The sequence below is a fragment of the Nonomuraea sp. NPDC005650 genome, from assembly GCF_040605375.1.
Lineage (GTDB): Bacteria > Actinomycetota > Actinomycetes > Streptosporangiales > Streptosporangiaceae > Nonomuraea.
Genome location: NZ_JBEXCR010000021.1, coordinates 15,479 through 41,031 on the forward strand (window position 1 = coordinate 15,479; position 25,553 = coordinate 41,031).

At 73.5% G+C, this 25,553-nt stretch carries 24 protein-coding genes; 15 read left to right on the forward strand and 9 right to left on the reverse strand.

Going from position 1 to position 25,553, the window contains the following annotated elements; all coding sequences use genetic code 11:
* Positions 1–89 precede the first annotated feature (89 nt).
* Positions 90–842 carry a FadR/GntR family transcriptional regulator gene (locus ABZS69_RS33195; protein WP_355379293.1) on the reverse strand — a complete coding sequence of 251 codons (753 nt, stop codon included), beginning with the start codon at positions 840–842 and terminating at the stop codon, positions 90–92.
* 88 nt (positions 843–930) lie between these two features.
* On the opposite strand from ABZS69_RS33195, the gene ABZS69_RS33200 reads away from it, so the two are divergent.
* The 8 genes from ABZS69_RS33200 to ABZS69_RS33235 are packed head-to-tail and all read left to right on the forward strand — an operon-like array spanning position 931 to position 9,573.
* Positions 931–2,430: an ABC transporter substrate-binding protein gene (locus tag ABZS69_RS33200; protein ID WP_355379294.1), complete on the forward strand. Its 1,500-nt coding sequence runs from the start codon at positions 931–933 to the stop codon at positions 2,428–2,430.
* On the forward strand, positions 2,427–3,365 hold the full coding sequence (locus tag ABZS69_RS33205; RefSeq protein WP_355379295.1) for an ABC transporter permease: 939 nt from the start codon (positions 2,427–2,429) through the stop codon (positions 3,363–3,365). The genes ABZS69_RS33200 and ABZS69_RS33205 overlap by 4 nt, the downstream gene beginning before the upstream one ends.
* Positions 3,366–3,373: 8 nt before the next feature.
* Positions 3,374–4,195, forward strand: a complete 822-nt coding sequence (locus ABZS69_RS33210) for an ABC transporter permease (RefSeq protein ID WP_355379296.1) — start codon at positions 3,374–3,376, stop codon at positions 4,193–4,195.
* A complete protein-coding gene (locus ABZS69_RS33215) occupies positions 4,182–5,096 on the forward strand; it encodes an ABC transporter ATP-binding protein (protein WP_355379298.1) in 915 nt (304 codons plus the stop codon). Before ABZS69_RS33210 ends, ABZS69_RS33215 begins: the two co-directional genes overlap by 14 nt.
* Positions 5,065–5,865 carry an ATP-binding cassette domain-containing protein gene (locus ABZS69_RS33220; RefSeq protein ID WP_355379299.1) on the forward strand — a complete coding sequence of 267 codons (801 nt, stop codon included), beginning with the start codon at positions 5,065–5,067 and terminating at the stop codon, positions 5,863–5,865. The genes ABZS69_RS33215 and ABZS69_RS33220 overlap by 32 nt, the downstream gene beginning before the upstream one ends.
* Complete coding sequence (locus ABZS69_RS33225; protein WP_355379300.1) at positions 5,862–7,034, forward strand: M20 family metallopeptidase; 1,173 nt, start codon at positions 5,862–5,864, stop codon at positions 7,032–7,034. Before ABZS69_RS33220 ends, ABZS69_RS33225 begins: the two co-directional genes overlap by 4 nt.
* Positions 7,034–8,146 (forward strand): P1 family peptidase, encoded by a 1,113-nt coding sequence (locus ABZS69_RS33230; RefSeq protein WP_355379301.1) that lies wholly within the window; start codon positions 7,034–7,036, stop codon positions 8,144–8,146. Before ABZS69_RS33225 ends, ABZS69_RS33230 begins: the two co-directional genes overlap by 1 nt.
* Complete coding sequence (locus ABZS69_RS33235) at positions 8,143–9,573, forward strand: aldehyde dehydrogenase family protein (RefSeq protein WP_355379302.1); 1,431 nt, start codon at positions 8,143–8,145, stop codon at positions 9,571–9,573. The genes ABZS69_RS33230 and ABZS69_RS33235 overlap by 4 nt, the downstream gene beginning before the upstream one ends.
* 46 nt (positions 9,574–9,619) lie before the next feature.
* Here ABZS69_RS33235 and ABZS69_RS33240 read toward each other — a convergent pair whose 3' ends face one another.
* Together ABZS69_RS33240 and ABZS69_RS33245 are read right to left on the reverse strand one after the other, a co-directional pair.
* Entirely contained in the window at positions 9,620–10,381 is a 762-nt protein-coding gene (locus ABZS69_RS33240) for an SDR family NAD(P)-dependent oxidoreductase (RefSeq protein ID WP_355379303.1), read from the reverse strand.
* A gap of 53 nt (positions 10,382–10,434) precedes the next feature.
* A complete protein-coding gene (locus tag ABZS69_RS33245) occupies positions 10,435–10,971 on the reverse strand; it encodes a GNAT family N-acetyltransferase (protein ID WP_355379304.1) in 537 nt (178 codons plus the stop codon).
* 91 nt (positions 10,972–11,062) lie between these two features.
* Here ABZS69_RS33245 and ABZS69_RS33250 point away from each other — a divergent pair, with 91 nt between their 5' ends.
* A complete protein-coding gene (locus tag ABZS69_RS33250) occupies positions 11,063–11,884 on the forward strand; it encodes a MurR/RpiR family transcriptional regulator (RefSeq protein ID WP_355379306.1) in 822 nt (273 codons plus the stop codon).
* Positions 11,885–11,898: 14 nt separating this feature from the next.
* On the forward strand, positions 11,899–12,735 hold the full coding sequence (locus ABZS69_RS33255; RefSeq protein ID WP_355379473.1) for an aldo/keto reductase: 837 nt from the start codon (positions 11,899–11,901) through the stop codon (positions 12,733–12,735).
* Here the strand turns inward: ABZS69_RS33255 and ABZS69_RS33260 are convergent.
* Both ABZS69_RS33260 and ABZS69_RS33265 read right to left on the reverse strand, forming a co-directional pair.
* A complete protein-coding gene (locus ABZS69_RS33260) occupies positions 12,732–13,331 on the reverse strand; it encodes an HAD-IA family hydrolase (protein ID WP_355379307.1) in 600 nt (199 codons plus the stop codon). The genes ABZS69_RS33255 and ABZS69_RS33260 overlap by 4 nt on opposite strands.
* Positions 13,328–14,704, reverse strand: coding sequence for an MFS transporter (locus ABZS69_RS33265; protein ID WP_355379308.1), 1,377 nt, complete (start codon positions 14,702–14,704; stop codon positions 13,328–13,330). The genes ABZS69_RS33260 and ABZS69_RS33265 overlap by 4 nt, the downstream gene beginning before the upstream one ends.
* Before the next feature lie 141 nt (positions 14,705–14,845).
* Between ABZS69_RS33265 and ABZS69_RS33270 the strand changes: the two genes are divergently transcribed.
* A complete protein-coding gene (locus ABZS69_RS33270) occupies positions 14,846–15,037 on the forward strand; it encodes a DUF1918 domain-containing protein (RefSeq protein ID WP_355379309.1) in 192 nt (63 codons plus the stop codon).
* Between the two features lie 9 nt (positions 15,038–15,046).
* On the opposite strand, the gene ABZS69_RS33275 is transcribed toward ABZS69_RS33270, so the two are convergent.
* Together ABZS69_RS33275 and ABZS69_RS33280 are read right to left on the reverse strand one after the other, a co-directional pair.
* A complete protein-coding gene (locus ABZS69_RS33275; protein ID WP_355379310.1) occupies positions 15,047–15,712 on the reverse strand; it encodes a TetR/AcrR family transcriptional regulator C-terminal domain-containing protein in 666 nt (221 codons plus the stop codon).
* Positions 15,713–15,742: 30 nt separating this feature from the next.
* Positions 15,743–16,669: a MerR family transcriptional regulator gene (locus ABZS69_RS33280; protein WP_355379312.1), complete on the reverse strand. Its 927-nt coding sequence runs from the start codon at positions 16,667–16,669 to the stop codon at positions 15,743–15,745.
* A 99-nt stretch (positions 16,670–16,768) separates the two neighbouring features.
* Here ABZS69_RS33280 and ABZS69_RS33285 point away from each other — a divergent pair, with 99 nt between their 5' ends.
* Together ABZS69_RS33285 and ABZS69_RS33290 are read left to right on the forward strand one after the other, a co-directional pair.
* Positions 16,769–17,275, forward strand: a complete 507-nt coding sequence (locus ABZS69_RS33285; RefSeq protein ID WP_355379313.1) for an isoprenylcysteine carboxylmethyltransferase family protein — start codon at positions 16,769–16,771, stop codon at positions 17,273–17,275.
* 258 nt (positions 17,276–17,533) lie between these two features.
* On the forward strand, positions 17,534–21,406 hold the full coding sequence (locus ABZS69_RS33290; protein ID WP_355379314.1) for a hypothetical protein: 3,873 nt from the start codon (positions 17,534–17,536) through the stop codon (positions 21,404–21,406).
* Between the two features lie 57 nt (positions 21,407–21,463).
* Here the strand turns inward: ABZS69_RS33290 and ABZS69_RS33295 are convergent, their stop codons facing one another.
* Positions 21,464–22,771, reverse strand: a complete 1,308-nt coding sequence (locus ABZS69_RS33295) for an alpha/beta hydrolase (protein WP_355379315.1) — start codon at positions 22,769–22,771, stop codon at positions 21,464–21,466.
* A gap of 125 nt (positions 22,772–22,896) precedes the next feature.
* Here ABZS69_RS33295 and ABZS69_RS33300 point away from each other — a divergent pair, with 125 nt between their 5' ends.
* Complete coding sequence (locus tag ABZS69_RS33300) at positions 22,897–23,877, forward strand: acetylxylan esterase (RefSeq protein WP_355379316.1); 981 nt, start codon at positions 22,897–22,899, stop codon at positions 23,875–23,877.
* Between the two features lie 43 nt (positions 23,878–23,920).
* Here ABZS69_RS33300 and ABZS69_RS33305 read toward each other — a convergent pair whose 3' ends face one another.
* Positions 23,921–24,208 (reverse strand): Fe-S cluster assembly protein HesB, encoded by a 288-nt coding sequence (locus tag ABZS69_RS33305; protein ID WP_355379317.1) that lies wholly within the window; start codon positions 24,206–24,208, stop codon positions 23,921–23,923.
* Between the two features lie 123 nt (positions 24,209–24,331).
* Here ABZS69_RS33305 and fxlM point away from each other — a divergent pair, with 123 nt between their 5' ends.
* The gene (fxlM, locus tag ABZS69_RS33310; RefSeq protein WP_355379318.1) at positions 24,332–25,498 is read left to right on the forward strand and encodes a methyltransferase, FxLD system; all 1,167 of its coding nucleotides are present in this window, start codon (positions 24,332–24,334) and stop codon (positions 25,496–25,498) included.
* Positions 25,499–25,553: the final 55 nt, after the last annotated feature.

Here is a 25,553-nt window from a genome sequence, read left to right on the forward strand (position 1 = left end):
TCGGTGAGTTGCGCCGTACGGGGGTGCGGTCCTTCGGGGGGGAAGGGGGTGGCGGGGGTGCGGTCCTTCGGAGGGCGGGTCGGGGGCGGTCAGTCCAGGAGGGCGGTGAGGGCGGGGCGTTCGGCGGCCGGCAGGTAGCCCGCGTAGTAGTCGTACATCGCCTTGCGCGACAGCCGGGCGGCCAGCGGGCCGTCGCCGGCGCGCATGGCGGCCAGCACCTCCTCGTGGTGCCGGATGGTCTGCCGCATCAGCGCCTCCCGGTCGGGCGCGTCGGCGATCTTCTCCGAGATCAGCTTGAGCACGATCGAGCGGACCACGTCCGTGCAGATCTGGATGAGCTTGTTGCCGCTCGCCCGCGCCACCACGTCGTGGAAGGCCACGTCGGTCTCGCCGAACGCGTCCTGCCCCGTCTCCACGACGGAGCGCATGTGCGCGACGGCCGACTCCATCTCGGCGAGCTGCTCGTCGGTGCGCAGCCGGGCCGCCAGCAGGATCGCCGAGGAGTCGAGCACCATCCTGAACTGCACCAGCTCGGCCAGCGACAGCTCCTCCACCCTGGCCAGCGTGGTCATCGACTTGTGCAGCGCGGCGGGCGAGAACGGCAGCACCTCCGCCCCGTTGGGGTCGCCGGGCCGCGACCGGACCAGGCCGCGAGCCTGGAGCACCCGCAGCGCCTCGCGCACGGTGGACCGGCTGACCGAGAACTGCACCATGAGCTCCCGCTCGCTCGGCAGGCGCTCGCCCGGCGAGAGAGACCCGCTCTCGATGGCCTCCTCGACCTGCTCCACCACCCGCTCATAAGCGCGTACGGTACGCACGGGCTCGAACCGCGGACCACCCATCAAAGCCCCCTTGACCCGAGCCGTCGTCGACTGGCAATGTGCGTAGCCTACTGGTCCGACCAGTGCACTAGCCAGGAGGCAGTAACACATGAGGCGAATCGGCATCTGGATCGCCGCCGGCGGTCTCCTGCTGGGCACGGCCGCCTGCGGCGGCACCTCCAGCGGCGGCGGCGGCGGTGCGGGCACCCCCAAGACCCAGACCCTTTCCGTCGGATTCGTGGCCGAGCCCGCGAACCTCGACTTCACCTCGACCGAGGGCGCCGCCATTCCCCAGGCACTGCTCGTCAACGTCTACGAGGGCCTGGTCAAGCTCGACCAGGACGGCAAGATCGTGCCGCTGCTCGCGGAGAAGTGGGACGTCTCGCCCGACCGCAAGACCTACACGTTCACGCTGCGCAAGGACGTCAAGTTCAGCAGCGGCGCGCCGTTCACCGCCGACGACGTGGTGTTCTCGCTCGGCCGGGTGAAGACGGACTGGAAGCTCAAGATCAAGGCGCAGCTCGACGTCGTCGACAAGGTGGAGAAGAAGGACGACTCCACCGCCGTCGTCACGCTCACGAAGCCGAGCAACGGCTTCCTCTACTCGATGGCCACCAGGCTCGGCGCCATGTTCAGCCGGACCGGGGTCGCCGACCTGGCCAACAAGCCCGTCGGCACCGGCCCGTACACGCTCGGCTCGTGGCGGCGCGGCGACTCCATCCAGCTCGGCGCGAACGCCTCCTACTGGGGCACCAAGCCGCCGCTGTCGTCGATCACGCTGAAGTACTTCAAGGACGCCACGGCGATGAACAACGCGCTGCTGACCGGCGGCATCGACGTCATCTCCGCCGTGCAGGCGCCCGAGTCGCTGCAGCAGTTCGCCGACCCCAACCGCTTCCAGACGGTCGAGGGCACCACGAACGGCGAGGTCGTGCTGTCGATGAACAACAGCCGCCCGCCGTTCAACGACAAGAAGGCCCGGCAGGCCGTCCGCTACGCGATCGACCACAAGGCGCTGCTGGAGACCGCCTGGGCCGGGCGCGGCCAGCTGATCGGCTCGATGGTGCCGCCCACCGACCCCTGGTACGAGGACCGCACCGGCGACTACCCGTACGACCCGGCCAAGGCCAAGGAACTGCTCGGCGGCAAGACGCTCAACGTCAAGATGCGCATCCCCAACCTGCCGTACGCGGTGGCCGGCGCCCAGGTCGTCAAGTCGCAGCTCGCGCAGGTCGGCATCAACGCCGACATCGAGCCGCTGGAGTTTCCGGCCCGCTGGCTGGACGTGGTGTTCAAGCAGGGCGACTACGACTTGTCCATCATCAACCACGTCGAGCCCCGCGACATGAGCATTTTCGCCGATAAGTCGTACTACTTCCGCTACGACAACCCCGAGTTCGGCAAGCTCCTCGCCTCCGCCGACGAGGGCACCGAGCAGCAGCAGACCGACGACCTGAAGAAGGCCGCCAAGCTGCTGTCCGACGACGCGGCGGCCGACTGGCTCTTCCTGTTCCCGAACCTGATCGTGGCGAAGAAGGGCGTCACCGGGCTGCCGAAGAACGCCATCGCGGAGTCCTTCGACTTCACCGCGCTCTCCAAGCAGCAGTGACGCTTTACCTCATCAAACGCCTGGCGGTGCTCCTCGCGAGCACCGCCGTGGCCGGCGTGGTCGTGTTCGCGTTCATGGCGCTGCTGCCCGGCGACCCGGCGGAGGTCGCGCTCGGCGTGAACGCCACGCCCGACGCGGTGGCGGCGCTGCGCAAGCAGTTCGGCACCGACCGGCCGCCCGTCGTGCAGTTCTTCGACTGGTTCGGCGGGCTCCTGCAGGGTGACTTCGGCACCTCGTACGTGACCAGCTCGCCCATCGGCCCGCAGATCAGCGACCGGCTCGGCGTCACGGCCGTGCTGGTGCTCGGCGGCATGCTGGTGGCGCTGGTCATCGCGGTGCCCCTCGGCACGTTCGCGGCCGTGCACCACCGCAACCCGCTCGGCGCGGCCATCAGCGCGCTCAGCCAGGTCGGCATCGCGGTCCCGGCGTTCCTGGCGGGCATCCTGCTGGTGTTCGTGTTCGCGGTGCAGGCCCAGGCGCTGCCGTCCGGCGGCTACGTGCCGATCGCCGAGAACCCGGCGGAGTGGCTGCTCAGCCTGCTGCTGCCATGGCTGTCGCTCGGCCTCGTGCAGGGCGCGGTGCTCACCCGGTACGTGCGCAGCGCCGTGCTCGACGTGATGCGCGAGGACTACCTGCGCACCGCCCGCGCCAAGGGCCGGGGCAGCACCGGCGCCCTGTGGCGGCACGGCCTGCGCAACGCCTCGATCCCGGTCGTCACCGTGCTCGGCCTGCAACTGGCCACGCTGCTGATCGGCGCGGTCGTGGTCGAGCGGGTCTTCGTCATCCCCGGGCTCGGCGACCTGCTGCTCAACGGCGTCGCCGGGCGCGACCTGCTGCTCGTCCAAGGTGTGGTGATGGTGCTGGTGGTGGCCGTCCTGCTGATCAACTTCGTGGTGGACGTGGCCTACCGCGTGCTCGATCCGAGGCTGCGATGAGGGGCCGGATGAACGCCGGCCTGCTGGTCGGCGGCCTGCTCGTCGGGCTCGTGGTGCTGGCGGCGGCGGTGTCGTTCTTCTGGACGCCGCACGACCCGACGCTCGTGGACGCCGCGCGCAAGCTGCGCCGGCCGGGCGGCGGCTACCTGCTGGGGGCCGACAAGTTCGGCCGCGACACCTTCAGCCAGATCATGGTCGGCGCCCGGACCACCCTCTACGTCGGGATCGTGGCCGTCGGCATCGCCGCCGTCATCGGCACGCCGCTCGGCATGATCGCCGGGATGACGCCGCGCGGCTGGCTCTCCGAGCTGATCATGCGGGTCAACGACCTGGTGTTCGCGTTCCCGGCGCTGCTGCTGGCCGTCATGCTCGGCGCGGTCTACGGGCCGGGCACGCTCACCGCGATGATCGCGATCGGCGTGGCCACCGTGCCCGCGTTCGCCCGGGTGGCCCGCGCCGCCACGCTCCAGGTCATGGTGACCGACTACATCCTGGCCGCCAGGGCCGCCGGGCGCCGCCGCCCGGCCATCGCGCTGCGCCACGTGCTGCCGAACATCGGCTCCGTGCTCATCGTGCAGGCGTCGGTGTCGTTCGCGATCGCGATCCTGGCCGAGGCGGCGCTGTCGTTCCTCGGCTTCGGCACCCGCCCGCCGACCCCGTCGTGGGGGCGGATGCTGCAGGAGTCGCAGGAGCTGCTGTTCTCGACCCCGCGCCTGGCGCTGTGGCCCGGCCTGGCGATCGCGCTCGCGGTGCTCGGCTTCAACCTCCTGGGCGACGGCCTGCGCGACTACCTCGACCCGAAGCTGAGGAGGGTCCGTGCTGAGAGTTGAGGGGCTGACCGTACGGGCCGACTCCCTCGAACTGGTGCACGAGGTGTCGTTCTCCATCGCGCCCGGCGAGCGGGTCGGGCTGATCGGCGAGTCCGGCTCCGGCAAGTCGCTGACCGCGCTGTCGCTCATGGGCCTGCTCCCCGAGGGCGTCACCGCCACCGGGACGGCCACGATGGGCGGGAACGACCTGGTCGGCGTGCCCGAGAGCCGGCTGAAGCGGCTGCGCGGCCAGGACGTCTCCATGGTCTTCCAGGAGCCCATGACCGCCCTGAACCCGCTCATGCGCATCGGCGCCCAGGTCGCCGAGGTCATGACCCTGCACGGCACGCCCCGCCCGCGGGCCCGCGAGAAGGCGCTCGGCCTGCTCGAACGCGTACGCCTGCCGGAGCCCGCGCAGATCGCCCGCGCGTACCCGCACCAGCTCTCCGGCGGTCAGCGCCAGCGCGTCATGCTGGCCATCGCCTTGGCCAACGGGCCCGGCCTGCTCATCTGCGACGAGCCCACCACGGCGCTGGACGTCACCGTGCAGAAGCAGATGCTGGAGCTGATCGCCGAGGTCGCGCCCGCGCTGCTGTTCATCACCCACGACCTCGCCGTCGTGGCGTCCGTCTGCGAGCGGGTCCTGGTCATGTACGGGGGACGCGTCGTCGAGAGCGGCCCCATCCGCGAGGTGTTCACCCGGCCCCGCCACCGCTACACCGAGGGCCTGCTGGCCGCCTCCAGGCTCACCCCGCGCGGCACCCGGCTGCCCACCATCAAGGGCAGCGTCCCGGCGGCCGGGACGTTCCCCGCCGGCTGCGTCTTCCGCAACCGCTGCCCGCACGCCACTCCCGAGTGCGAGACCGTACCGGCGCTGACAGGAGACGGCCATGCCCACGCATGCTGGCACCCCGCTGATTGAGGCTCGCGACCTCAGCCGCCGCTACCACCGGCCCCGCACCTCGCTCACCAGGCCGGGCGCCGCCGTGCACGCGCTCAAGGACGTGTCGCTCACCGTGGGGCGGGGCGAGCGGTACGGCATCGTCGGCGAGTCCGGCTCCGGCAAGTCGACGCTGCTGCGCCTGCTCTGCGGGCTCGACCAGCCGACCGGCGGGTCCATCCTGTTCGACGGGCAGGAGATCGTCGGCCGGCCGGAGCGGCGGCTGCGCTTCCTGCGGGAGAACCTGCAAATCGTCTTCCAGGACCCGATGAGCTCGCTCGACCCGCGCATGCGCGTCCGGGACCTGGTCGCCGAGCCGCTCGTGGCGCTCGGCCTGCCGGTCGGCGACCGCGTGGCCGAGCTGCTGGAGGGGGTCGGGCTGCCCGCCTCGGCCGCCGACCGGTACCCGCACCAGTTCTCCGGCGGGCAGCGGCAGCGCATCGCCATCGCCCGCGCGCTCGCGCCCCGGCCGAAGGTGCTGGTCGCCGACGAGCCGGTCAGCGCCCTGGACGTGTCCGTGCGCGGGCAGATACTCAACCTGCTGGCCGACCTCGTGGACGAGCTGGGGCTCACGCTCGTGTTCGTCTCGCACGACCTGTCCGTGGTGCGGCACGTGTGCGAGACGGTCGCGGTCATGAGCCGCGGGGAGATCGTGGAGAGCGGGCCCGTGGACGAGGTCTGGGCCGCGCCCGCCCACGACTACACGCGTACGTTGCTGCAGGCCGTACCGACTCTGGAGGGATTGTTTTGATCGACGTCGATGCCGACGGAGTGGTGGAGTTCACTCAGGCGCTGGTGCGGATCCCCAGCACCAACGACCCCGGTCGGCGCGAGCGGGCCGCCGCCGAGCTGGTGGCCGCCAGGATGCGGGAGTGGGGCTGGGAGCCCACCGTGTACGAGGTGGAGCCCGACCGGCCCAACGTGGTGGCCGTGGTCGAGGGCGGCGGCGGCGCCGGGCCGACGCTGATGTTCGAGGGCCACACGGACGTGGTGACTGAGGGCGACCTGTCCACCTGGACCGTGGACCCGTTCGGCGGGGAGATCCGCGACGGGAAGCTGTGGGGGCGGGGCAGCGCCGACATGAAGTCCGGCCTGGCCGCCACCCTCTACGCCACCCGCGCCCTGCAGCTGGCTGGACCGTTCCCCGGGCGGATCAAGGTGTGCGCGCTGGCCGACGAGGAAGGTCTCATGATCGGCGCGCACCACTTCGTCTCCGAGGGGCTGACCGCCGACGTGGACGGCGCGATCGTGGCCGAGCCCGAGGCGGGCGAGATCTGCGCGGTGGCCAAGGGCGCGCTGCGGCTGCGGGTGGACTTCACCGGCAAGATGGCGCACGGCGCCATGCCGCAGCACGGCCGCAACCCGCTCCCGGCCGTGGGCTCGCTGCTGGTGGGGCTGCGGTCGCTGCAGGAGGAGCTGCAGGGGCGGCATCCGGCGCACGAGCACCTCGGCGAGGTGTACGTGACGCCGACCGTGCTGCGGGCCGGCTCCGAGGAACAGGTGAACGTGATCCCGGCCGGCGCGTCGGTGTTCGTGGACGTGCGGACGATCCCCGGGGTCGAGCACAAGCTGATCGCCGACCGGGTGGCCGCGCTCGCCTCCTGCGACGGGATCGCCGCGGAGGTGTCGGTGCTGGTGGACCGGCCGCCGGTGGACGTGCCCGTGTCGGACCCGGTGGTGGCCGCGCTGGCCGCCGCCCACCGTACCGTCACCGGCGCGGAGCCCGTCTACGGCGGGGTGCCCGGGTCCACGGACGGGACCGTGCTGACGCACTGGGGCGGCGTCCCCTCCGTGGTGTACGGGCCCGGCGGGAAGTGGATCGCGCACCAGGCGGACGAGTTCGTGGAGGTCGCCGAGATCGTCCAGTGCACCCGTGTCTTCGCCGAGGCGGCCCGGCGCTTCCTCGGCGGGGACTTCTGATGCGCCCTGGACCCTCCAACTCGCTGGCGGACGTGGCCGGGCTCCGGGTCGGCCACGCCCAGCGGGTCGGCGGCGGCTACCGTACGGGCACCACCGTGGTCCTGGCCCCTCCCTCGGGGGCGGTGGCGGGGGTGGACGTGCGGGGCGCCGCTCCCGGGACGCGCGAGACCGAGCTGCTGGATCCGCGGAACCTGGTGTCGCGGGTGCACGCCGTGGTGCTGACCGGGGGGAGCGCGTACGGGCTGTCGGCGGCCTGCGGGGTGATGGAGCGGCTGGCGGACGCGGGCATCGGCTACCCGGTGGCCGGCGGGGTGGTGCCCATCGTGCCGGCGGCGGTCATCTTCGACCTGGGGCGCGGCGGCACGTTCCGCGCCGTCCCGGACGCCGCCCTCGGCACGGCCGCCTACGACGCGGCCGCCCCCTCGCCGTCGACGGCGGGGGTCCCATGGCCCAGGGGCGGCGCGGTCCCGTCCGCCGGCGCCTCCGTCCAAGGGGCCGTCACCTCCGACGGCGGGGCGGGCGCGCGCGGCGGGCCGGCGGCGAGCGGGTCGATCGGGGCCGGGGCCGGGGCGCAGGCGGGCGGGCTGGCCGGAGGGGTGGGGACGGCGAGTGCCGTGCTGCCCGGCGGCGCCACCGTGGCGGCCCTCGTCGTCGCCAACCCCGTGGGCTCGGTCCTCGACCCCCGCGACGGCACCCTCGCCGGCGCGAGGTACGGCCTGCCGGGCGAGTTCGACCACCTCCGGCCCCCGCTCCAGGAGGAGATCGACGCCTGGCGCCCGGAGAACGCCCCCTCCTTCAACACCACCATCGGCGTCGTGGCCACCGACCTCACCCTCACCAAGGCCCAGTGCGGCAAGCTGGCCGCGGTCGCCCACGACGGCCTGGCCAGGGCGATCAGGCCGGCCCACACCATGACCGACGGCGACACGATCTTCGGCCTGGCCACCTGCGAGGGTCCCGAGCCCGACCATGACACCCTGCAGGAGATCCTCGCGGCGGGGGCCGACGTGTTCAGCCGCGCCATCGCGCACGCCGTCCTCGCCGCCACCGGCAGGGAGGGCGCGCCCGCCTACCTCGACGTGTTCCCCAGCGCCCTACGGAAGCAGGCATGAGCATCGACACCGCATGGCCGTCCGGCCTGCCCATCGGCGACGGATGGGTGGAGACGGCGCAGACCGACGACGTCACCTTCCCGTACGACGGCTCCCTCGTGGCCGCGGCCCCGAGGGGCGACGCGGGCCTGGCTCGGCGGGCCGTGGACGCGGCCCTGGCCGTGGCGCCCGCCATGGCGGCGCTCCCGTCGCACGCCCGCCGCGCCGCCCTGATGAAGGCCCACGACGCGCTGGCGGCCGACCGGGAGGAGTTCGAGCGCCTGCTCGTCCTCGAGACCGGCAAACCCCTGGCCGACTGCAAGGTCGAGGTCGCCAGGACGCTCGTCACGCTGGCCACGGCCGCCGAGGAGGTCGCCAGGCTGCACGGCGAGACCGTGCCGCTCGACCTGCTGCCCTCGGGGGAGGGGCTGATCGGGTTCTGGACGCGCCGCCCGATCGGCGTGGTGGTCGGGATCACCGGCTTCAACTACCCGCTGCTCCTCGCCGCCCACAAGATCGCCCCGGCGCTGGCCGCGGGCTGCCCGGTGATCGTCAAGCCCGCGCCCGCGACCCCGCTGGCCACGCTCTGGCTGGTGCACCTCATCCGGTCGGCGGACGCGCTCCCCCCGGCCGCCGTGCAGCTCGTCACCGGTGACGTCGAGGTCGGCAGGACGCTGGTGGAGGACCGGCGCATCGGCGCGGTCTCCTTCACCGGCTCGGCCGCCGCCGGGCACGCCATCGCCCGCAACGCCGCCCCGACGAAGGTCCTGCTGGAGCTGGGGTCGAACGCGGCGCTGGTGGTGGCGGCCGACGCCGACCTGGAGGCCGCCGCCGACGCGGTCGTGCGCGGCGGCTACTACGCCTCCGGCCAGGCGTGCATCTCCGTCCAGCGGGTGGTGGTCGAGGAGCCCGTACGGGAGCGGTTCGTGTCCCTGCTGGCCGACCGCGTCAAGGGCGTCACGGTCGGCGACCCCCGCCTGCCGGAGACCCGCGTCGCCCCGCTCATCGACGAGGCCGCGACGGACCGCGTGCTGGAGTGGATCGCGGAGTCGGGGGTCGAGCCGGTCACGGGCGGGCACCGCGACGGCCGGGCCATCGCGCCGACCGTGCTCGCGGACGTCGGCGACGGGGCCGCCGCCTGGGACGAGGAGATCTTCGGGCCGGTCGTGTGCGTGCGCTCGGTGCCCGACCTCGACGCCGCCTTCGCCGCCGTCAACGAGTCCAGGTACGGCCTGCACGCCTCGGTGTTCACCCGGTCGCTGGCCACGGCGTTCGCGGCCATCGAGCGGATCGAGGCCGGGGGAGTGGTGGTCAACGAGGTGCCGGGGTTCAGGGCGGACAACATGCCGTACGGCGGCGTGAAGGACTCCGGCATCGGGCGCGAGGGGCCGCGCTTCGCCATCGAGGAGCTGACCGTGACCAGGATGGCGATCATCCGGCCCGCCTAGCCGGTCAATGGCGACCGGGTCGCGGGACCCGGTCGCCGACGCCTTCCTAGTTGGGCGGGTCGAAGCGGCCGTCCACGGCCGTCCAGCCGCCGTCCACGTACAGGACGGAGCCGGTCACGAAGCTGGCCGCGTCGCCGGCCAGGTAGACCACCGCGCCGGCCATCTCCTGCGCCGTCGCCCACCGGCCGAGCGCGCTCTTGTTCGCGTACGCGGCGTACCAGTCGGGGTTGTCCTTGATCTGCCTGGTCAGCGGCGTCTCCACGACGCCGGGCGCGATGGCGTTGACCCGCACCCCGCGCGGTCCGAACTCGGCCGCCGCCGTCCGCAGCAGCTGCACCAGGCCCGCCTTCGTGGCGGAGTAGACGCTCTGCCCCGGCTCGGTCACCGACGCGCGGATCGACGCGAACCCGATGATCGAGCCGCGCCCCCGCTCGACCATGCCCGCACCGAAGGCCCGCACGACGTCGAACGAGGCCCGCAGGTTCAGCCCCACCACCCGGTCGAACTCCTCGCCGGAGTAGTCGAGCAGCCGCTTGCGGACGTTCGTGGCGGCCGTGAACACCAGCACGTCGGCCGGCTCCTCCCCGGCGGCCCGGTCGACCTCGGCGGCGTCCAGCACGTCGAGCAGCCGGGCGTCGCCGCCGCACGCGGCGGCGGTCTGCTCGGCCGAGGCCAGATCGCGGTCGGCGCACACCACGGAGGCCCCGTGGGCGGCCAGCGCCAGCGCCGCCTCCCGGCCGATCCCGCTCCCTGCCCCGATCACCACGGCCCGCCGCCCATCCAGGCGGAACAGCGCGTCATATCCCATACGAGGCACCCTAGCGACTGGTCCGACCAGTGCACCAGGTCGGGGTCGGCGCGTCAGCGCGTCTCCCATCCGGCGCGCAGCAACTCGTACTCCACCTCGCCCTGCTCGGCCCCCGGGAGGGGGTCCTCCCAGTCCGGGTGGAACGTGCGGGCGAACCGCAGCCCGCACTTCTCCATGACCCGCCGCGAGCGGACGTTGACCGCCATCGTCTGGGCGAAGACCCGGCGCGCGCCGAGCTCCCGGAACGCCTTGTCGATCAGCGCGCGCGAGCCCTCGGTCGCGTAGCCCCTGCCCCAGGCCGACCTGTGCAGCCGGTAGCCCAGCTCCGGCTCGTCGTCCGGCGTGCCCTTGCGCGCGCGCAGGTGGAACCAGCCGAGGAACTCCCCGGACGGCCTGCCGACGGCCGCGAAGAAGCCGGTTGCGATGAACGCGGGCAGCGTGTCCCCGACGATCACCTCGCGCGGCGTGGGCCTGCCGCCGTTGAGGAACTCCATGACCTCGGGGTCGTTGTGGAGGGCGAACAGGAGGTCGGCGTCGGACTCGGTGAAGCGGCGCAGGAGCAGCCGCTCGGTCTCCAGGTAGGTGTGCACCGGCAAACGCTAGCCAGCCGGTGGCCGCCGTTCGACAGGTTTTCCGCCGCGCATATCACGACGGAATTTCGTTCTCTGTTAACCTCCATCCATGAAACAGAATTCCCTCGCCGCGGCCGTGCGGGCCAGGCTCTCCGGGCTGCACGACGCCGAGGCGCGGGTCGCGCAGGTGGTGCTCGACCAGGGCGCCGGGCTCGTCCACCTGAGCGTGAGCGACGTGGCGCGGCTGGCCGGCACGTCGGCGTCCACCGTCGTGCGGGCGTGCCGGCGGCTGGGGTTCGGCGGCTACCAGGAGCTGAAGATCGCCTCCGCCCGCGAGGCACCGGGTCCCGAGCCCCAGGACGAGAGCGACCCGCTGGCCGCGACCGTGCGGGCGGCGCGGGACGCGCTCGGCGGGCTGGGCGCCACGCTGTCGCGCGAGGGGCTGAGCGCCGCCGCCGAGGCCCTCAGCGGGGCCGCCCGGGTGCTGGTCGCCGCCACCGGCCTGTCGGGGGCGGTCGCCCTCGACGCCGCCTACCGGCTGCGGGCCCTCGGCCTGCCGGTGGACCTGCCGCCCGACCCGCTCACCGCGCACCTGGCCGCCGAGCTGCTGCCGGAGCCGTCGGTCTGCCTGGCGATCAGCCACAGCGGGGCCACCCGCTCCACCGTCGACACCGCCCGCCGCGCCCGCGCCGCCGGGGCCCGGGTCGTGGCGATCACCAGCTACGCCAGCTCGCCGCTGGCCGAGGAGAGCACGTGGGTGCTCGTCGGCGGCGGGCAGGACCTCGTCTTCGGCATGGAGGCGGTCGCCAGCCGCCTGGCCCACCTCACCATCGTCGACACGCTGTCCATGATCGTGCTCGGGCTGCGCGGCGGCGCGGCCGAGCGGGCCGTGTCGGCCTCCGCCGACGTCACGGCGAGCCACAGCTACTGAGAGGGACCACAGTGATCGGTCAGAGCTTCGACCTCGCGGGCGAGCTGCGGGTCAGGCGGCTCGGGTACGGCACCGGCATGCTCACCGGGCCCGGCTACTGGGGGCCGCGCCTCGACCCGGACCAGGCGGCCGCCATCCTGCGCCGCGCCGTGGAGCGCGGGGTGACGCTCGTCGACACGGCCGACAACTACGGGCCCGACCTGGCCGAGGAGCTGGTGGCGCGGGCGCTGCGCCCGTACCCGGACGATGTGGTGATCGCGACCAAGGGCGGCGTCGTGCGTACGGGCCCCAACGTCTGGCACGTCGCCGGGCGGCCCGAGCGGCTGCGCGCCATGTGCGAGGCGAGCCTGCGCCGGCTCGGGACCGACACCATCGACCTCTACCAGCTCCACCGGATCGACCCGGACGTGCCGCTGGCCGACCAGCTCGGGACGCTCGCCGAGCTGCGGCGGGAGGGCAAGATCCGGCACATCGGCCTCGACACGGTCACCGTGGAGGAGCTGGAGCGGGCGCTGGAGATCACGCAGATCGCCTCGGTGCAGAACCGGTTCAACCTGCTGGACCGCGAGTCCGCGCCGGTGCTGCGGGCGTGCGAGGAGCGCGGGCTGGCGTTCCTACCGTGGTTCCCGCTGGGGAACGGCTCGCTGGCCCGCGCCGGCCTGCCGGAGGTGGCGCGCCGGCATGGGGCCACCGCCGGGCAGGTGGCGCTGGCGTGGCTGCTGCACCACTCGCCCGTCACCCTGCCCACGCCGGGCACCGGGTCGCTCGCCCATCTGGAGGAGAACCTGGACGCGGCCGCCGTCGAGCTCACCCCCGACGACCTGGCCGCCCTGGACGGCCTCCTGCCCTAGAGGGAGCGCACGGCGGCGACCAGCTCCGGCATGGTCCCGGCACAGGGCCCGGCCGGGGTCCCGGTGTCGTCGCTGCGGAACAGCAGGGTGCGCATGCCCAGCGCGCGCGCCGGGGCCAGGTTCACCGGCCGGTCGTCCACGAACAGCACCTCCTCGGGGGGCACGCCCAGCGCGCCGAGCACCGCCTCGTACGGCGCCGGGTCGGGCTTGCGGGCCCCGAGGTCCGAGCTGATGAACCAGCGCCGGATGCGCCGGTCCAGGCCGAAGCGGCGGCGCAGGATCGCCGACCACGCCGCCGCGTCGTTGCTCAGGCAGGCCAGCTCGAACCCGTCGCCCGCCAGCCCGCCGAGGGCCTCGCGGGCGCCGTCCGTGAGCTCGTGCTCCCGGCAGTAGTGCTCGTCGCGCGGGTCCAGGCCGAGCGCCGACCAGAACTCGTCCGTGGTCACGCGCCCGAGCGTCACCGACCGGTACGCCGCCCGGATCTCCTCCTCCGGCGCCGCGCAGCCCTGGCCCCGCAGGTACGGGACGAGCACCCGCCCCTGGACGTTCCCGTACCGGTACAGCACGCCCATGGCGTCAAAGACGATCACCTTCACACACCGACGCTACTGCGGCGCGGGATGGCGGAGGCGACGGCGACCGCGGCGACCGCGAGGACGGCGAACGCCGCGAACGCCGTGGTGTAGCCGGACTCGGCCGGCACCGGGCCGGAGCCCGGCGTGCCCGCGGCCGGCAGGGCGGCGGCGATCTGGGCGCCGACCGCGCCGCCCACGGTGCGCACGATGGTGTTGACGCCGGTGGCCACCCCGGTCCGGTGCGGCTCGACGGCCTCGACGACGAGGTTGCCGATGGAGGCGAACGCGAGCCCGTACCCGATGCCGACGACGAGCCCGGCGGCGTGGAAGTGCCACAGGCGATCGTGGACGGCCGCCAGGAGCAGGAACGACCCGGCGGCGCAGGCGGCCCCGGCCTGGAGCGGCAGCCGCGCCCCGAACCGCCGCCCCAGCAGCGGCGCCAGCGGCGTGGCGACCAGCATGACCAACGCCATCGGCAGCATGACCAGCCCGGCCTGCGTGACCGACGCGCCGAACCCGTACCCGGCGGCCGGCGGCGTCTGCACGAAGCGGGGGATGAGCGTGATGACGCCGAACATGGCGGCCCCGACGACGAGCGTGGCCAGGTTCGTGGTGAGGAGCGCGCGCCGGCCCATGAGCCGCAGGTCCACCAGCGGGTCGGGGGAGCGGAGCTGGACGCGGGCGAAGGCGGCCAGCAGCAGCGCGGCCGCCGCGAACAGCCCGGCGACCGCCGCCGAGCCCCAGCCCCAGGCCCTGCCCTGGCTGATGGCCAGCAGGAGCGCCACCAGCGCGCCGGACAGCAGCACGGCCCCCGCGAGATCCACGCGCCCGGCCGGGGCCGCGCGGCGGGCGGGCGGGAGCGTGGCGCACGCGGCCAGCGCCGCCGCCGCGAGCACCAGGAGGCCCCAGAACAGCCACCGCGTGCCCGCCGCGCCGGCCACCGGCCCCGCGACCACCATGCCCGCCGACCCGCCGATCCCGAACATGGCGCTGAGCAGCGCGACGACGCCGGGCACCCGGCCGGGCGGCACCGAGGCCCGCACGATCCCGAAGGCCAGCGGGAACACGCCGCCCGCCACCCCCTGGAGCGCCCGCCCCAGCACCATCCAGCCGAGGGTCTCCGCCAGCGCGCACACCAGCGTGCCGAGGGCGAAGCACCCCAGGCAGGCGAGCAGGACGCGGCGGTGGCCGAACATGTCGCCCAACCGTCCCGCGATGGGCGTGGCCACCGCGCCGGCCAGCATGAACGCCGTGAGCACCCACGTCACCGCCGTGGCCGGGGCGCCGAGCGCGGGCCCGAGCACGGGCAGCACCGCGATCACGATCGTCTGCGCGAGGCTCGCGGTCAGTGCCGCGAGCAGCAACGCGCCCACCACCATCCTCTGTTCCGTCATAGTTAGGGAACCCTAAGTCTTGTGGACTGCTGTCCACAAGATGGCGGCATGAGAAAGGCATGCCCTTCGCGGGGCGGCTCCGCGGGCGCAATGTGGGAAGGAACCTCAAAGTTGCCCAAGACCAGCTGAGAGGAACTCGTCATGCGCGCGAACGTCGGTGACTACCTGATCGTCCACGGCAACGTCGTCGGCCATGGAGACAGGAGAGGCGAGATCATCGAGATCAGGGGCGAGAACGGCGCGCCGCCGTTCGTCGTGCGCTACTCCGACGGGCACGAGCAACTCGTCTTTCCGGGGCCCGACTGCCTGGTCCAGCCCGCCGAGCCGGAGTGACCGGCGCCCTTACGAAGCGGCCGTCCTGATCGCCTCGACGAGCATGTCCAGCTCGGCCTCGAAGAGCTCCTCGGGCGAGACGGCGCGCAGGTGGGGCTCGGCGGCGCGCAGCCTGGGGTGCTCGCCGGCCCGCTCGGCCAGGGCGAGCAGGCTCGCGGTGCGGTGCGCGGCCACGGGGTCGCCGTGCAGCTCGCGGTGGAGCCTGCCCAGGACGAGGTCGATGAAGATCATATAGTGCCGGGCCGCCTGCCGCTCGTCGAGCCCGGCGTCGGCGAGGATCGTCAGGATGGTCTCGACCAGGTGGAGCGCGCCCGGGCCGTGGTTGGCGCGGGTCATCAGCACGTCCACCATGCCCGGGTACGCGGCCAGCTGCCGGCGCATGGCGGCGGCCAGCAGGCGCAGCCGGTGCGGCCACGGGCCCTCGTCGATGCCGGGCGGGACCAGGTCGTGCTCGGCGATGGCGTTCATGACCAGGTCGACGAGGGCGTCCTTGTCGGCGACGTGGCGGTAGAGGGCCATCCGGGAGGCGCCGAGGTCGGCCGCCAGGCGGCGGACGGTCAGCGCCTCCATGCCCTCCGTGCGGGCGATCTCCAGGGCCACGGCGACGATCCGCTCCCGGCTGAGGCTGCCCCAGGCGCGGCGGCGCGGCGGCTGCTGGTCGGCGGATGGAGCCACGGTGAAACCGTACTGGATCTCTCGGGAGTCTCAGCCCAGGCGGGCGCGCAGGGCCTCGGCGAACCAGTCGAGGGCGGGGGCCGACGGCTCCGGGGCGGGCCAGCCGTTGATCACCGCCAGCAGTTCGAGGTAGCGCTCCCTGCGCGGGTCGTTCGCCTCCTCCAGCCGGGCCAGCAGCCGCCGCCGCAGATCGGGGCCGTCCGGGAGGCCGCGGTCGCGGGCGTAGGCGGTCGCGACCGCCGCCACCACGGAGTCGGCCTCGGGGGAGGCGGGGGCGAGGCCCGCCGCGAGGGCCGGGCGGGCGTGGTCGCGGGCCAGCACGACGGCGTCGGGGCGCGGGGGCGCGTCCTCGGTGTCATTTCGCTCGGCGGCGAGCCCGGCGACCGTGCGCCGGACGGCGGCCCGGAAGTCCGGGTCCTGCGCGAGCCCGGCCAGCTCCACCCACGCCTCCACCTGCTCGGTCGAGGGATCGTCGGGCAGCTCGGGCGTCATCGAGCTCATGATCCCCGCGAACCCGGGAACCGTGTCCAGGCCGTCGAAGGCGGCCTCCAGGAAACCGTCGACGAGGCGGCGGCGTTCGTCCTCGGAGAGTCTTGCCAGTTTGTGCATGAGATCCATTTCCTTGGGGCTGGAGCCGCGCCTGGCCACCGCCGTGAGCACCGCGCGCCGCAGCCGGAGCGTGCGGATCTGCACGGCCACGGCTTCGGCGTGCGCGGCGGCGACCTCGGGGAGCGAGACCTCGCGGTCCACGACCCGCCGGATCGTGGGCAGGTCCACTCCCAGGTCGCGCAGCGTCCGGATGAGCTCCAGGCGTGCGACGGCGTCGAGGTCGTAAAGGCGGTAGCCGGCCGGGCTCCGGTCGGCAGGCGGCACTATCCCCCGATCGGAGTAGAACCGGATGGTCTTGACCGTCAGCCCGGTGCGCCGGGCCAGGTCGCCGATGGAGTAGAGCGCCATGTCTCCACCTTCCCGCCTCCCCTAAATGGAGACTCAACCGGTTGACGGTGATTCGTCCGCTTCTTAAACTCATCTAATAGTGAATTAAGGAGCCGTCCTATGCGCAGGACACCCGCGGCCATCGTCAGCTCCGCCTTCTTCGTCGCCGCCCCCGGCACCTTCGCCGTGCTGGTCCCGTACTGGATCAGCGGCTGGCGCGTGCGCGACCCGTTCCCGGACCCGGTCATGGTCCCGCTCAGGGCGCTCGGCGCGATCCTCGCGCTCGCGGGGCTGGCCGTCGTGGTCAACGCGTTCGTCAGGTTCGTGGTGGAGGGGCTCGGGACGCCCATCCCCGTTGCGCCGCCCGACCGGCTGGTCGTCGGCGGGCTCTACCGGTACGTGCGCAACCCCATGTACGTCGCGCTCCTGGCCGCCGTCATCGGGCAGGCCATGATCTTCGGCGATCCCCGGCTGCTCGGCTACGCCGCCGTCGTGGCCGCCGCCACCTACACGTTCGTCCGCCTGTACGAGGAGCCGAACCTGCGCAGGAGGTTCGGGGCCGACTACGAGCGGTACCGGGCCCGCGTCCCAGGGTGGTGGCCGACCGTGCACCCGTATCGCTCCTGAAAATTGGAGTCCCATGTCCGGGCGGGTTTGACTACCTGTGAGGAGATGTGGTCGCATCGTGACCTATGTTTCTGATGGGATGAATTAGACCGGTCCGGGGGAGAACGTTTCATGCCGCACGCCCTTCTGCGCGTGCTCGCTTCGACGTCCATCGCAAGCGCCACAGTCCTGGTGGCACTGCCACCGAGTGCCCAAGCCCAGTCGCAGGCCCACACACAGGCCCAGACACAGGCTCACGCCCAGGTGAGGGTGCAGCCCGTGCCCGCCGTGGAGGAGCCGCCGGCCGCCGCGGTCAGCGTTCCCACGCGGCCCTCGCTGGCCGTCAGGCCCGCGGGCACCGGGCGGGTGGGGCCCGACGAGCCCGAGGTGACCACACCCGCCGGGCCGGGCCTCATCGACGAGGTCACTTCCGAGGCCGCCTCCATCCAGGAGGAGCAGGGCTTCGGCAGACAGGCGCCCGACGTCCGGAGTGTGCTGCCCGACACGGCGGACGCCGAGCCGCTGACACTGATCAAGCCGCTGGCGCCGATCCTCAAGGCGTTCGACGGGCTGGGCAAGGCCGTGCCGGGGCTGACGTACCGGCTCTGCGTCCAGAGCGAGGCCGTGCCGGTCTCCTGCTCGATCTCGCAGCCGGTCGCCACGCCGGCCGTCGCCGACGTCACCGGCGACGGCAAGCCCGACCTGGCCGGCGACCTCGTGCCCACGGCCAACCCCCTGGAGGGGGCGGCCGGGCTGGGGTTCGCGGTCAAGCGGCTGTCGCAGGAGAGCGTCAAGGCGCTGGTCTGGGCCGAGTACGACGGCAAGGTGTCGGTCGGGTTCGACGGCCTGCGGCACGGCGCGTCGCTGTCGGCCTTCGACTGGGGGACCTTCGACGTCGACCTGACGGGCAAGCAGATCAAGGCGAGCGTGAAGCGTACCGATCCGGGGAGGTCCGCGGCCCTGGTCGCGGGGCTGACCGGCCGCAGCGTGGTGAGCCTGCGCCAGACGCCCGCCACCCGCAAGCTCAGCGTGACCGCCGCGCTCGACTCGCCCTCCCTGGACGTCGACGCCTCCGCGCCCGCCAAGCTGGAGGCGCTGGCGGTGTCCGGCCGCCAGTTCACCCAGGCCGTGCTCGACCGCATGCCCGCCCGCGCCGCAGTGCGGCTGTCGAACGGCGAGGTCCGCTTCACCAGCCCGTCCTCGATCGCCCGCGCCCGGCTGCACAGCTTCACCTACCGTGACGGCAAGCTGGCCAGGGTGCTGAGCGCCCAGCTCAGGAAGGTGCCGCCGACCCTGACCGCCAAGTACGCGACCACGGACGGCAAGCAGACCCTGACCGTCGAGTCCGGCAAGGGCCGGGCCGGGGCGGCCACCCTGCTCTTCTTCGACCGGGCCGCCGACAAGACCGTGCTCAAGACCGAGCTGAGCGCCTTGCCGGCCAAGGTGCGCCTGGTCAACGACCTGGCCGAGCACCGCGTCACGCACACGACCAGCTCGCCGATCGGCCGGTTCGCCGTGGTGCTCCAGCGCAACGAGGGCGCCGTCTCCAGCCCGCGCGGCGGCCACGTCACCATGATCAAGAAGGGTGCCGCGCTGGGGGTGTCGGGGCTGCTGACGGGGCTGTCCGGGTTCGACGTCGCGTACGGGGCCGTGCCGCACGCCCACCTGGAGCTGGACTCCAGCGGGCGGCCGTTCGTGGGCGCGGCCAGCATCGACGACACCCACGTGGCCCGCCTGGAGATCTCGAACACGCCCTCCACCGTCGACGTCACCCTCGACCCCGCGGGCAGGAAGGCCGAATACCAGGCCAGCGGCGAGATCCGCACCTTCCGCGCCGCCTACGCGAACCTCAGAACCGGCCCCACCATCGACGGCACCGTCCTGGGCGTGCGCGACGACGTCAAGGCGTCGTGGGAGCTGGGCGAGCGCTCGACCGTCAAGGTCGCCACATCCTCGAAGATTGACCAGATCAGGATTTATGCCAATAAAGCGCACGTGACCTCGCCGTCCGGGGAGGACCTGTCGGCGACCGTTGAGGGCGTGCGCAAGAGCGTCGAACTGGTCGCCGACACGGCCGCCAGGAATCTCACCTGGACCGCGGACGCCCCGGTGACCAAGGTGTCGGCGCTGGCCAGGGCCAAGCTCGGCGACCGGTACGTCAGGGCCGCCGCCGAGGTGAGCGGCGTCCCGGCCCGCTTCGACGCCTCGTGGGACCCGGCGGCGTACCGCTTCCGCGGCCTGTCCGGGCCGGTCGGGTCGGCGGAGCTGGCGTTCACCAACCACGACGGCGCCACGGCTCCCACCGGGCCGCACCTGTCGGCGCACTACAGCCAGGCCACCGGCGACCTGGACGGCAGCGTGCTGGTCAAGGGGCTGGAGCAGGTCGGGTTCAGCCCGGCGGTGCAGGGGTTCGGCGCGGACTTCCGCTCGGCCAGGCAGACGCTGGCCGTGGACGCCGACGTCACGCAGGGTGACGCCCGGTTCGGCCTGATCGGCACCCTCGGGCCCGTGCCCGGCCGCCTGTCCGTCACCTCCGACGGCGGCAAGCTCACCTACGCCGGCTCGCGCCTGGACGTGCGCGCCCGCGCCTGGCTCGGCAAGACCGGGGCGCTCGACCGCATGCGCGCCGCGCCGGCCGTGCCCGGCGGCGTGTCCCTGGTGGACGGCGGCTGCGCGGCCGGTTCCGCGGGCTGCTCCCAGGGGCCGTTCTGCACGCCGGACCGCGGCTGCTACGGCCTGCAGGGATACCTGGACGTGACCGGGCTGCCGGACCAGGTGAGCGTGGACATGACGGGCAGGACGTTCGCATTCTCGGGGTTCAGCCCGCGGCGCAAGAGCCTCGGCGTCTATCTGGCCAGCAGCGTCCTGTCACCGGTGCCCGTCAAGGCCAGGGCCACCCTGACCGGGCTGCCCGCCAAGATCACCAGCATGTCGCTGGGGCCGTTCGGCGTCTCGGCGGGCAACGCCGTGCAGGCCGCGTACCGCATCGAGCCGGCCGCCACGCTCGGCGCGCTCGACGTGCGGGCCGAGGCCGGGGACCTGCGCGGGCACGTGTCGATCGACCCCGTGCCGGCCTCGGTGTCCGTCCAGGGCACGTACGGCGCCAAGACCCGCATCCGCGTGAACAACTCCGCGCCCGTCAAACGCCTGGACGCCAAGGTCACCCTGGCCGGGAAGGGCACCGGCGAGCTGCGCTTCGCGGACGTGCCGGCCGTGTTCGGGGTGGACGCCGACGCCTCGGCCGCCGGGCTGAGCGTGCCGGCGCTCACGTACAAGTCGAACGTCAGCACCCTCGACGGCCACCTCGGCGTGGAGGGCGGCCTGGTGGACCCGCAGGGCAAGCTCGGGGACGTGTCGTTCGACGTCAAGGACCTGGCCGCCGACACCACCATCCGCATGAACCCCGACCAGTCGCTCGACCTCGTCTCCCGCCCCGTCCCCACGGGTGGCCTGTCGCTGCGCGCCGGGCTGCGGATGGACCCGGTCGCGCCGCAGCAGATCTCGGTGAGCAAGGAGGTCCCGTACACGACGGGCTTCCTCACCTACAACGTCGGCGGGACGTTCGGGCTGGGGGCCAGCGTCGTCAAGGACCTGTCGCTGCAGGCGCAGCGCGTGTCGTGGCTGCGCATCCGGCCGGGCAAGGTCCCGTTCGGCCTGAAGGCGCCCCCGGCCCTCGGGTACGTCGCGCCCGGCTTCGAGGGCGACTACGGTCAGCTCACACTGGCCGCCAAGGGCGTGGACCTGCGGCCCGAGGTCTCCCTGGACGTGCGGCTGAGCAGGAACGTCGGCAACGACATCTTCCACGACTCGGTACGGCTGGCCCCGACCGACTCGCTCGCGCTGCGCCGCTACGACCAGCGGATGCGGCGGATCGGGGCCAAGCAGGAGATCAAGGCGGCGGGGATCAGCCTGGCGTGCGTGACGGTGGACGCCAAGCCCGGCTTCGCGGCCGGGGACGGGTCCAGCTCGATCACGCTGCGTGGCGCCGACGGGCCCCAGATGGTCTCGCTGCTGGATCCGGGGGACCAGGTGCCGGACTACGCGGTGGACCTGCTGACCCACTTCATGAGCCCGTTCCCTGGGGCGGAGTGGAAGGTGGCGGGCACCAAGGTCGGCGGCTGTGGCCCCGCGCGGCGCCCGGCCTCCCGCTGACCCCTGCCTGATCCCTGGGCCGGGTCCCCTGGCTGATGGCCGTTTGGTGGGCGGCCATCAGCCGGGGCCGCGGTAGCCGGGCGGCGGGCGCTCGCCCTCGTACGCCCGCACCGGGCGGCCGGACAGGAACGCCCGCAGGAGCCCGAGGTACGCCTCGCCCGCGTAGGCGTCCCCGTCGGCCCCGTCGTTGCCGGAGCCGTTCTTGGGAGTGTCGTTCTCGTCGCCGAGGTAGGCGAGCGTGGCCGACGGCAGGGCCCGCCGGTAGTCCATGGCCGACGTCCAGCCCTGCTCGTCGCACCGGCTCTTGACGATCAGCACCGGGACCGTCACCTCGGTCAGGCTCAGCGGGAGGGAGCCGGGCGCCGTCCGCCCGGTCAGGCCGACGTACCCGCCGGTGCCGGTCGGGGTGCCGGTCGGGGTGCCGGTCGCGGTGCCGGTTGGGGTGGCGGCCGGGCACGGGTGCGGCGCCCCCTGCCGGACGAGGCCGAGGTAGGCGTCCAGCTCCTGGTCGCCCGCGAAGTCGTGCGCCGCCCGCGGGTCCACCCGCAACAGCGTGGAGACGGCGAGCAGGCGCGGATCGGGCGAACCGTCCCGCCCGAACACCGCCGCCAGCTCGACCTCCCTGTCCGTCCTCCGCCCAGGGGGCAGCCCGGTGGGGGCGGCCAGGACGGCCTTGGCCACCCGGTCCGGGTGCGCGGCCAGGTAGGCGGTCGCGAGCTGGGCGCCGTAGTCGTGGGCGATCAGGGTCAGGCGGGCGGCGCCCACGACCTGCCTGATGGCCTCCAGATCCTCCACGTCGCGCGTCAGCCCGTACTCGCCCGGATCCCGCAACCGCGCCGAGCGCCCGGCCCCGAGCTGGTCGTAGACGTAGACCTGGTAGCCGTCGGCCGTCAGCTTCCTGAAGAAGGCCGCGGACGCCGCCAGGTCGGCCACGCCGGGCCCGCCGTGCAGGAACACCACGGGGTCAGGGCGCGTGACCCGTTTGGGCGCGAACCGTACGTACGCCAGCGCCGAGCCCGTCGGCAGCCGCCACTCCCGCTGCCCGGCCACCGGCGCCGGGGGTGCGGGCGGCCGGGGCGGGCGCAGCGTGGCGGCGCTGACCGGCCACACGACGGCCGCCGCCACCCCGAGGATCACCACGGCCCGCAACCAGCGCCCCCACGCCGCCCTGGGCCGGGGCACGCACAGCAGCAGCCCCAGGAAGAACACCGACGCGAAGACCGCCAGCCCCGTCACCGCGAACGCGGTGGGCTCCGCGCCCACCATCGCCGTGCCGGCCAGCGCGGCCAGCCCGAGGACCGGCGACAGGGCCAGCACCCCGGCGCCCGCCACCGCCCGCCCGGCAAGCCTGGCGAAAGAAGCCACAAGGGGACGTTAGTGCACCCCATGGGTTTCGGTCAGGGAGATGGGGGTTCCGGCTAGGGGGCGGGATAGCGCTTTCCGTCCGAATGTTGTGAAATATCAGCATCCTTCTACAGGCTGGAGCTTCCGTGCCACTGTTCGACCTGCCGCTTGACCGACTCCGCAGCTACCTCCCCGAACGCGACGAGCCCGCCGACTTCGACGCGTTCTGGTCACGCACCCTGGCCGAGGCCAGGGAGTTCGACCTGAGTGCCGAGTACGTCCCGTACGACCTGCCCCTCGCCACCGTCGACGTGTTCGACGTCTCCTTCGCGGGCTGGGGCGGGCACCGGATCAACGGCTGGTTCCTGGTGCCGCGCGGTGTGGAGGGCCCGGTGCCGTGCGTGATGCACTACATCGGCTACAGCGGCGGGCGCGGGTTCCCCAAGGACCACCTGTTCTGGCCCAGCGCCGGGTACGCGGTGTTCGTGATGGAGACCCGCGGCCACGGCGGCGCGAACGCCGGCAGCCCCGGCGCCACCGGCGACCCGCACGGCAGCGCGTCGCCGCAGGCTCCGGGCATGATGACGCGCGGCATCCTGGACCCGGACGACTACTACTACCGGCGCGTCTTCACCGACGCCGTCAGGGCCGTGGACGCGGCCGCCGAACACCCGGCCGTGGACGCGGACCGCATCGTCGTCTCGGGCGGCAGCCAGGGCGGCGGCATCGCGCAGGCCACGGCCGCGCTGCACCCGTCGGCCAAGGCGGCGCTGATCGACGTGCCGTTCCTGACCCATTTCCGGCGGGCCGTCGAGATCACGGGGAAGGACCCGTACCAGGAGCTGGTGCGGTTCCTCTCGACCCGCAGGGACAGCGCCGACCAGGTCTTCCGCACGCTGTCGTACTTCGACGGGGTCAACTTCGCCGCGCGCGGCCAGGTGCCCGCGCTCTACTCCGTGGCGCTGATGGACGACGTCTGCCCGCCGTCCACGGTGTTCGCCGCCTACAACCACTGGCAGGGCCCGAAGGAGATCTCCGTGTGGCCCTGGAACGGCCACGAGGGCGGCGGCGGGTTCCAGTCGGAGGAGCAGCTGCGCTACCTCCACAAGCTTCTCAGCGACGGGTGACAGGCGCGCCCGCCGTGCCGGTGCGGCACGGCGGGCGCCCGCGTCACGCCGTCTGGTCCTTGACCAGGAACGACACGCTGCCCTGGTCGTCGGCTCCGGCGTCCAGGGACTTGTCCTCCAATACGGTGGCGGCCACAGGGTCGAGGTAGACGCGCGCCCCCTCGGCCTCGACGACCGCATCGGCCGGCTCCGGTGCGGTGGCCAGCGTAAGGGTGAGCGAACTCGCGCCCTCTCCCTGAGACGAGATACGGATCCCGCTCTGGGTAGGCTCGGGCGCAGACGCGGTCAGATCGCGGATCGCCTGGGCTGCGTTGGCTGTCAGGGTGAGCACTACGGCTCCTCCTCACGGTCGACGTTCAGGAGTTGCCTGCCCTTCCCCCAACTCGGCGGCTCAACCCTTCTTGACTGTTTCTTTACTCAGAATTCCTGGAGCTCCCTGTGGAGAATGGGGGCCATGGACTTCGCGGAGCAGAGGCAGGCCATGGTGGCGCACCTGCGGGAACGCCAGGACATCAGCGACTCCGTGGCCGCCGCGCTGCTCGCCGTGCCGCGCCACCTTTTCCTGCCCGGCGTCGACCCCGAGGACGCCTACCGCGACGAGCCCATCGTCACCAAGCGTGACGACGCGGGCCGGCCGATCAGCTCGTCCTCGCAACCCGCGATCATGGCCACCATGCTCGACCAGCTCGGCGTCGAGCCGGGGCACCGGGTGCTGGAGATCGGCGCGGGCACCGGCTACAACGCGGCGCTGCTGGCCCACCTCGCCGGGCCCGCCGGGCACGTGGTGAGCATGGACATCGACGAGGACGTCGTCGCGGGGGCCGGGCGGCACCTGGCCGCCGCCGGTGCGACGCGGGTGGAGGCGGTGTGCGCGGACGGCGCCCAGGGGTACGCGGAGCGGGCCCCGTACGACCGCGTGATCGCCACCGTCGGCGTGTGGGACCTGGCCCCGGCGTGGCTGGAGCAGCTGGGCGCGGGCGGGCGGCTGGTGGCGCCGCTCGACCTGCGGGGCGTGCAGGTGTCCGTGGCCCTCGAACGCGCCGGTGACCACTGGGCCGCCCGGTCCGTGGTGCCGTGCGGGTTCATGCGGATGCGCGGGGCGTTCGCCGGGCCCGAGGCGGTCGTGGTGCTGCGCCGGGATCCCGAGCTCATGCTGGGCCTGCCCGAGTGGCGCGAGCTCGGCGACGTGCTGGGCGCGCTCGACACCGAGCCCGCCGAGGTCCCCGTCGGCGGGGGCGAGGCGCCGTACGGGCCGGGCGTCACGATGTGGCTGGCCCTGCACGACACCCGCTGCTGCCTGCTGACCGGCAGGCTGGGGCAGGGGTTCGGCATGAGCGCCGGCCTCGTCGACGGCGACGCCATCGCGCTGCTGGCCGGGGAGGGCGCGCACGTGGCCCGCGGCCGGGCGCCCACCGGTCCCGGCCTCGCGGCCCAGGGCCACGGGCCCGGCGGGGCCGCGCTGGCGGCCGACCTGGCCGGGCACGTGCGGGCATGGGCCGCGGCGGGCCACCCGGAGGCGGGCGACCTGCGCATCCGCGCCTACCCGGGGTCCGCCCCCGGCGACGGGCGGGGGACGGTCGTCCCGAAGCGCCACACGACGCTGGTGGTCGACTTCGGCTGACCGCGCCCGTGCAGGTGGAATGCGGGAGATTGAGGGAAGGGGTGATGACGTTCTG

Bases quoted from the DNA above. Each gene is read 5' to 3' on its own strand.
- ABZS69_RS33200 (WP_355379294.1), top strand. From the start codon at position 931: ATGAGGCGAATCGGCATCTGGATCGCCGCCGGCGGTCTCCTGCTGGGC.
- ABZS69_RS33235 (WP_355379302.1), top strand. From the start codon at position 8,143: ATGAGCATCGACACCGCATGGCCGTCCGGCCTGCCCATCGGCGACGGA.
- ABZS69_RS33240 (WP_355379303.1), bottom strand. From the start codon at position 10,381: ATGGGATATGACGCGCTGTTCCGCCTGGATGGGCGGCGGGCCGTGGTG.
- ABZS69_RS33210 (WP_355379296.1), top strand. From the start codon at position 3,374: ATGAACGCCGGCCTGCTGGTCGGCGGCCTGCTCGTCGGGCTCGTGGTG.
- ABZS69_RS33285 (WP_355379313.1), top strand. From the start codon at position 16,769: ATGCGCAGGACACCCGCGGCCATCGTCAGCTCCGCCTTCTTCGTCGCC.
- ABZS69_RS33250 (WP_355379306.1), top strand. From the start codon at position 11,063: ATGAAACAGAATTCCCTCGCCGCGGCCGTGCGGGCCAGGCTCTCCGGG.
- ABZS69_RS33195 (WP_355379293.1), bottom strand. From the start codon at position 842: ATGGGTGGTCCGCGGTTCGAGCCCGTGCGTACCGTACGCGCTTATGAG.
- ABZS69_RS33220 (WP_355379299.1), top strand. From the start codon at position 5,065: ATGCCCACGCATGCTGGCACCCCGCTGATTGAGGCTCGCGACCTCAGC.
- ABZS69_RS33230 (WP_355379301.1), top strand. From the start codon at position 7,034: ATGCGCCCTGGACCCTCCAACTCGCTGGCGGACGTGGCCGGGCTCCGG.
- ABZS69_RS33270 (WP_355379309.1), top strand. From the start codon at position 14,846: ATGCGCGCGAACGTCGGTGACTACCTGATCGTCCACGGCAACGTCGTC.
- fxlM (WP_355379318.1), top strand. From the start codon at position 24,332: ATGGACTTCGCGGAGCAGAGGCAGGCCATGGTGGCGCACCTGCGGGAA.
- ABZS69_RS33280 (WP_355379312.1), bottom strand. From the start codon at position 16,669: ATGGCGCTCTACTCCATCGGCGACCTGGCCCGGCGCACCGGGCTGACG.
- ABZS69_RS33265 (WP_355379308.1), bottom strand. From the start codon at position 14,704: ATGACGGAACAGAGGATGGTGGTGGGCGCGTTGCTGCTCGCGGCACTG.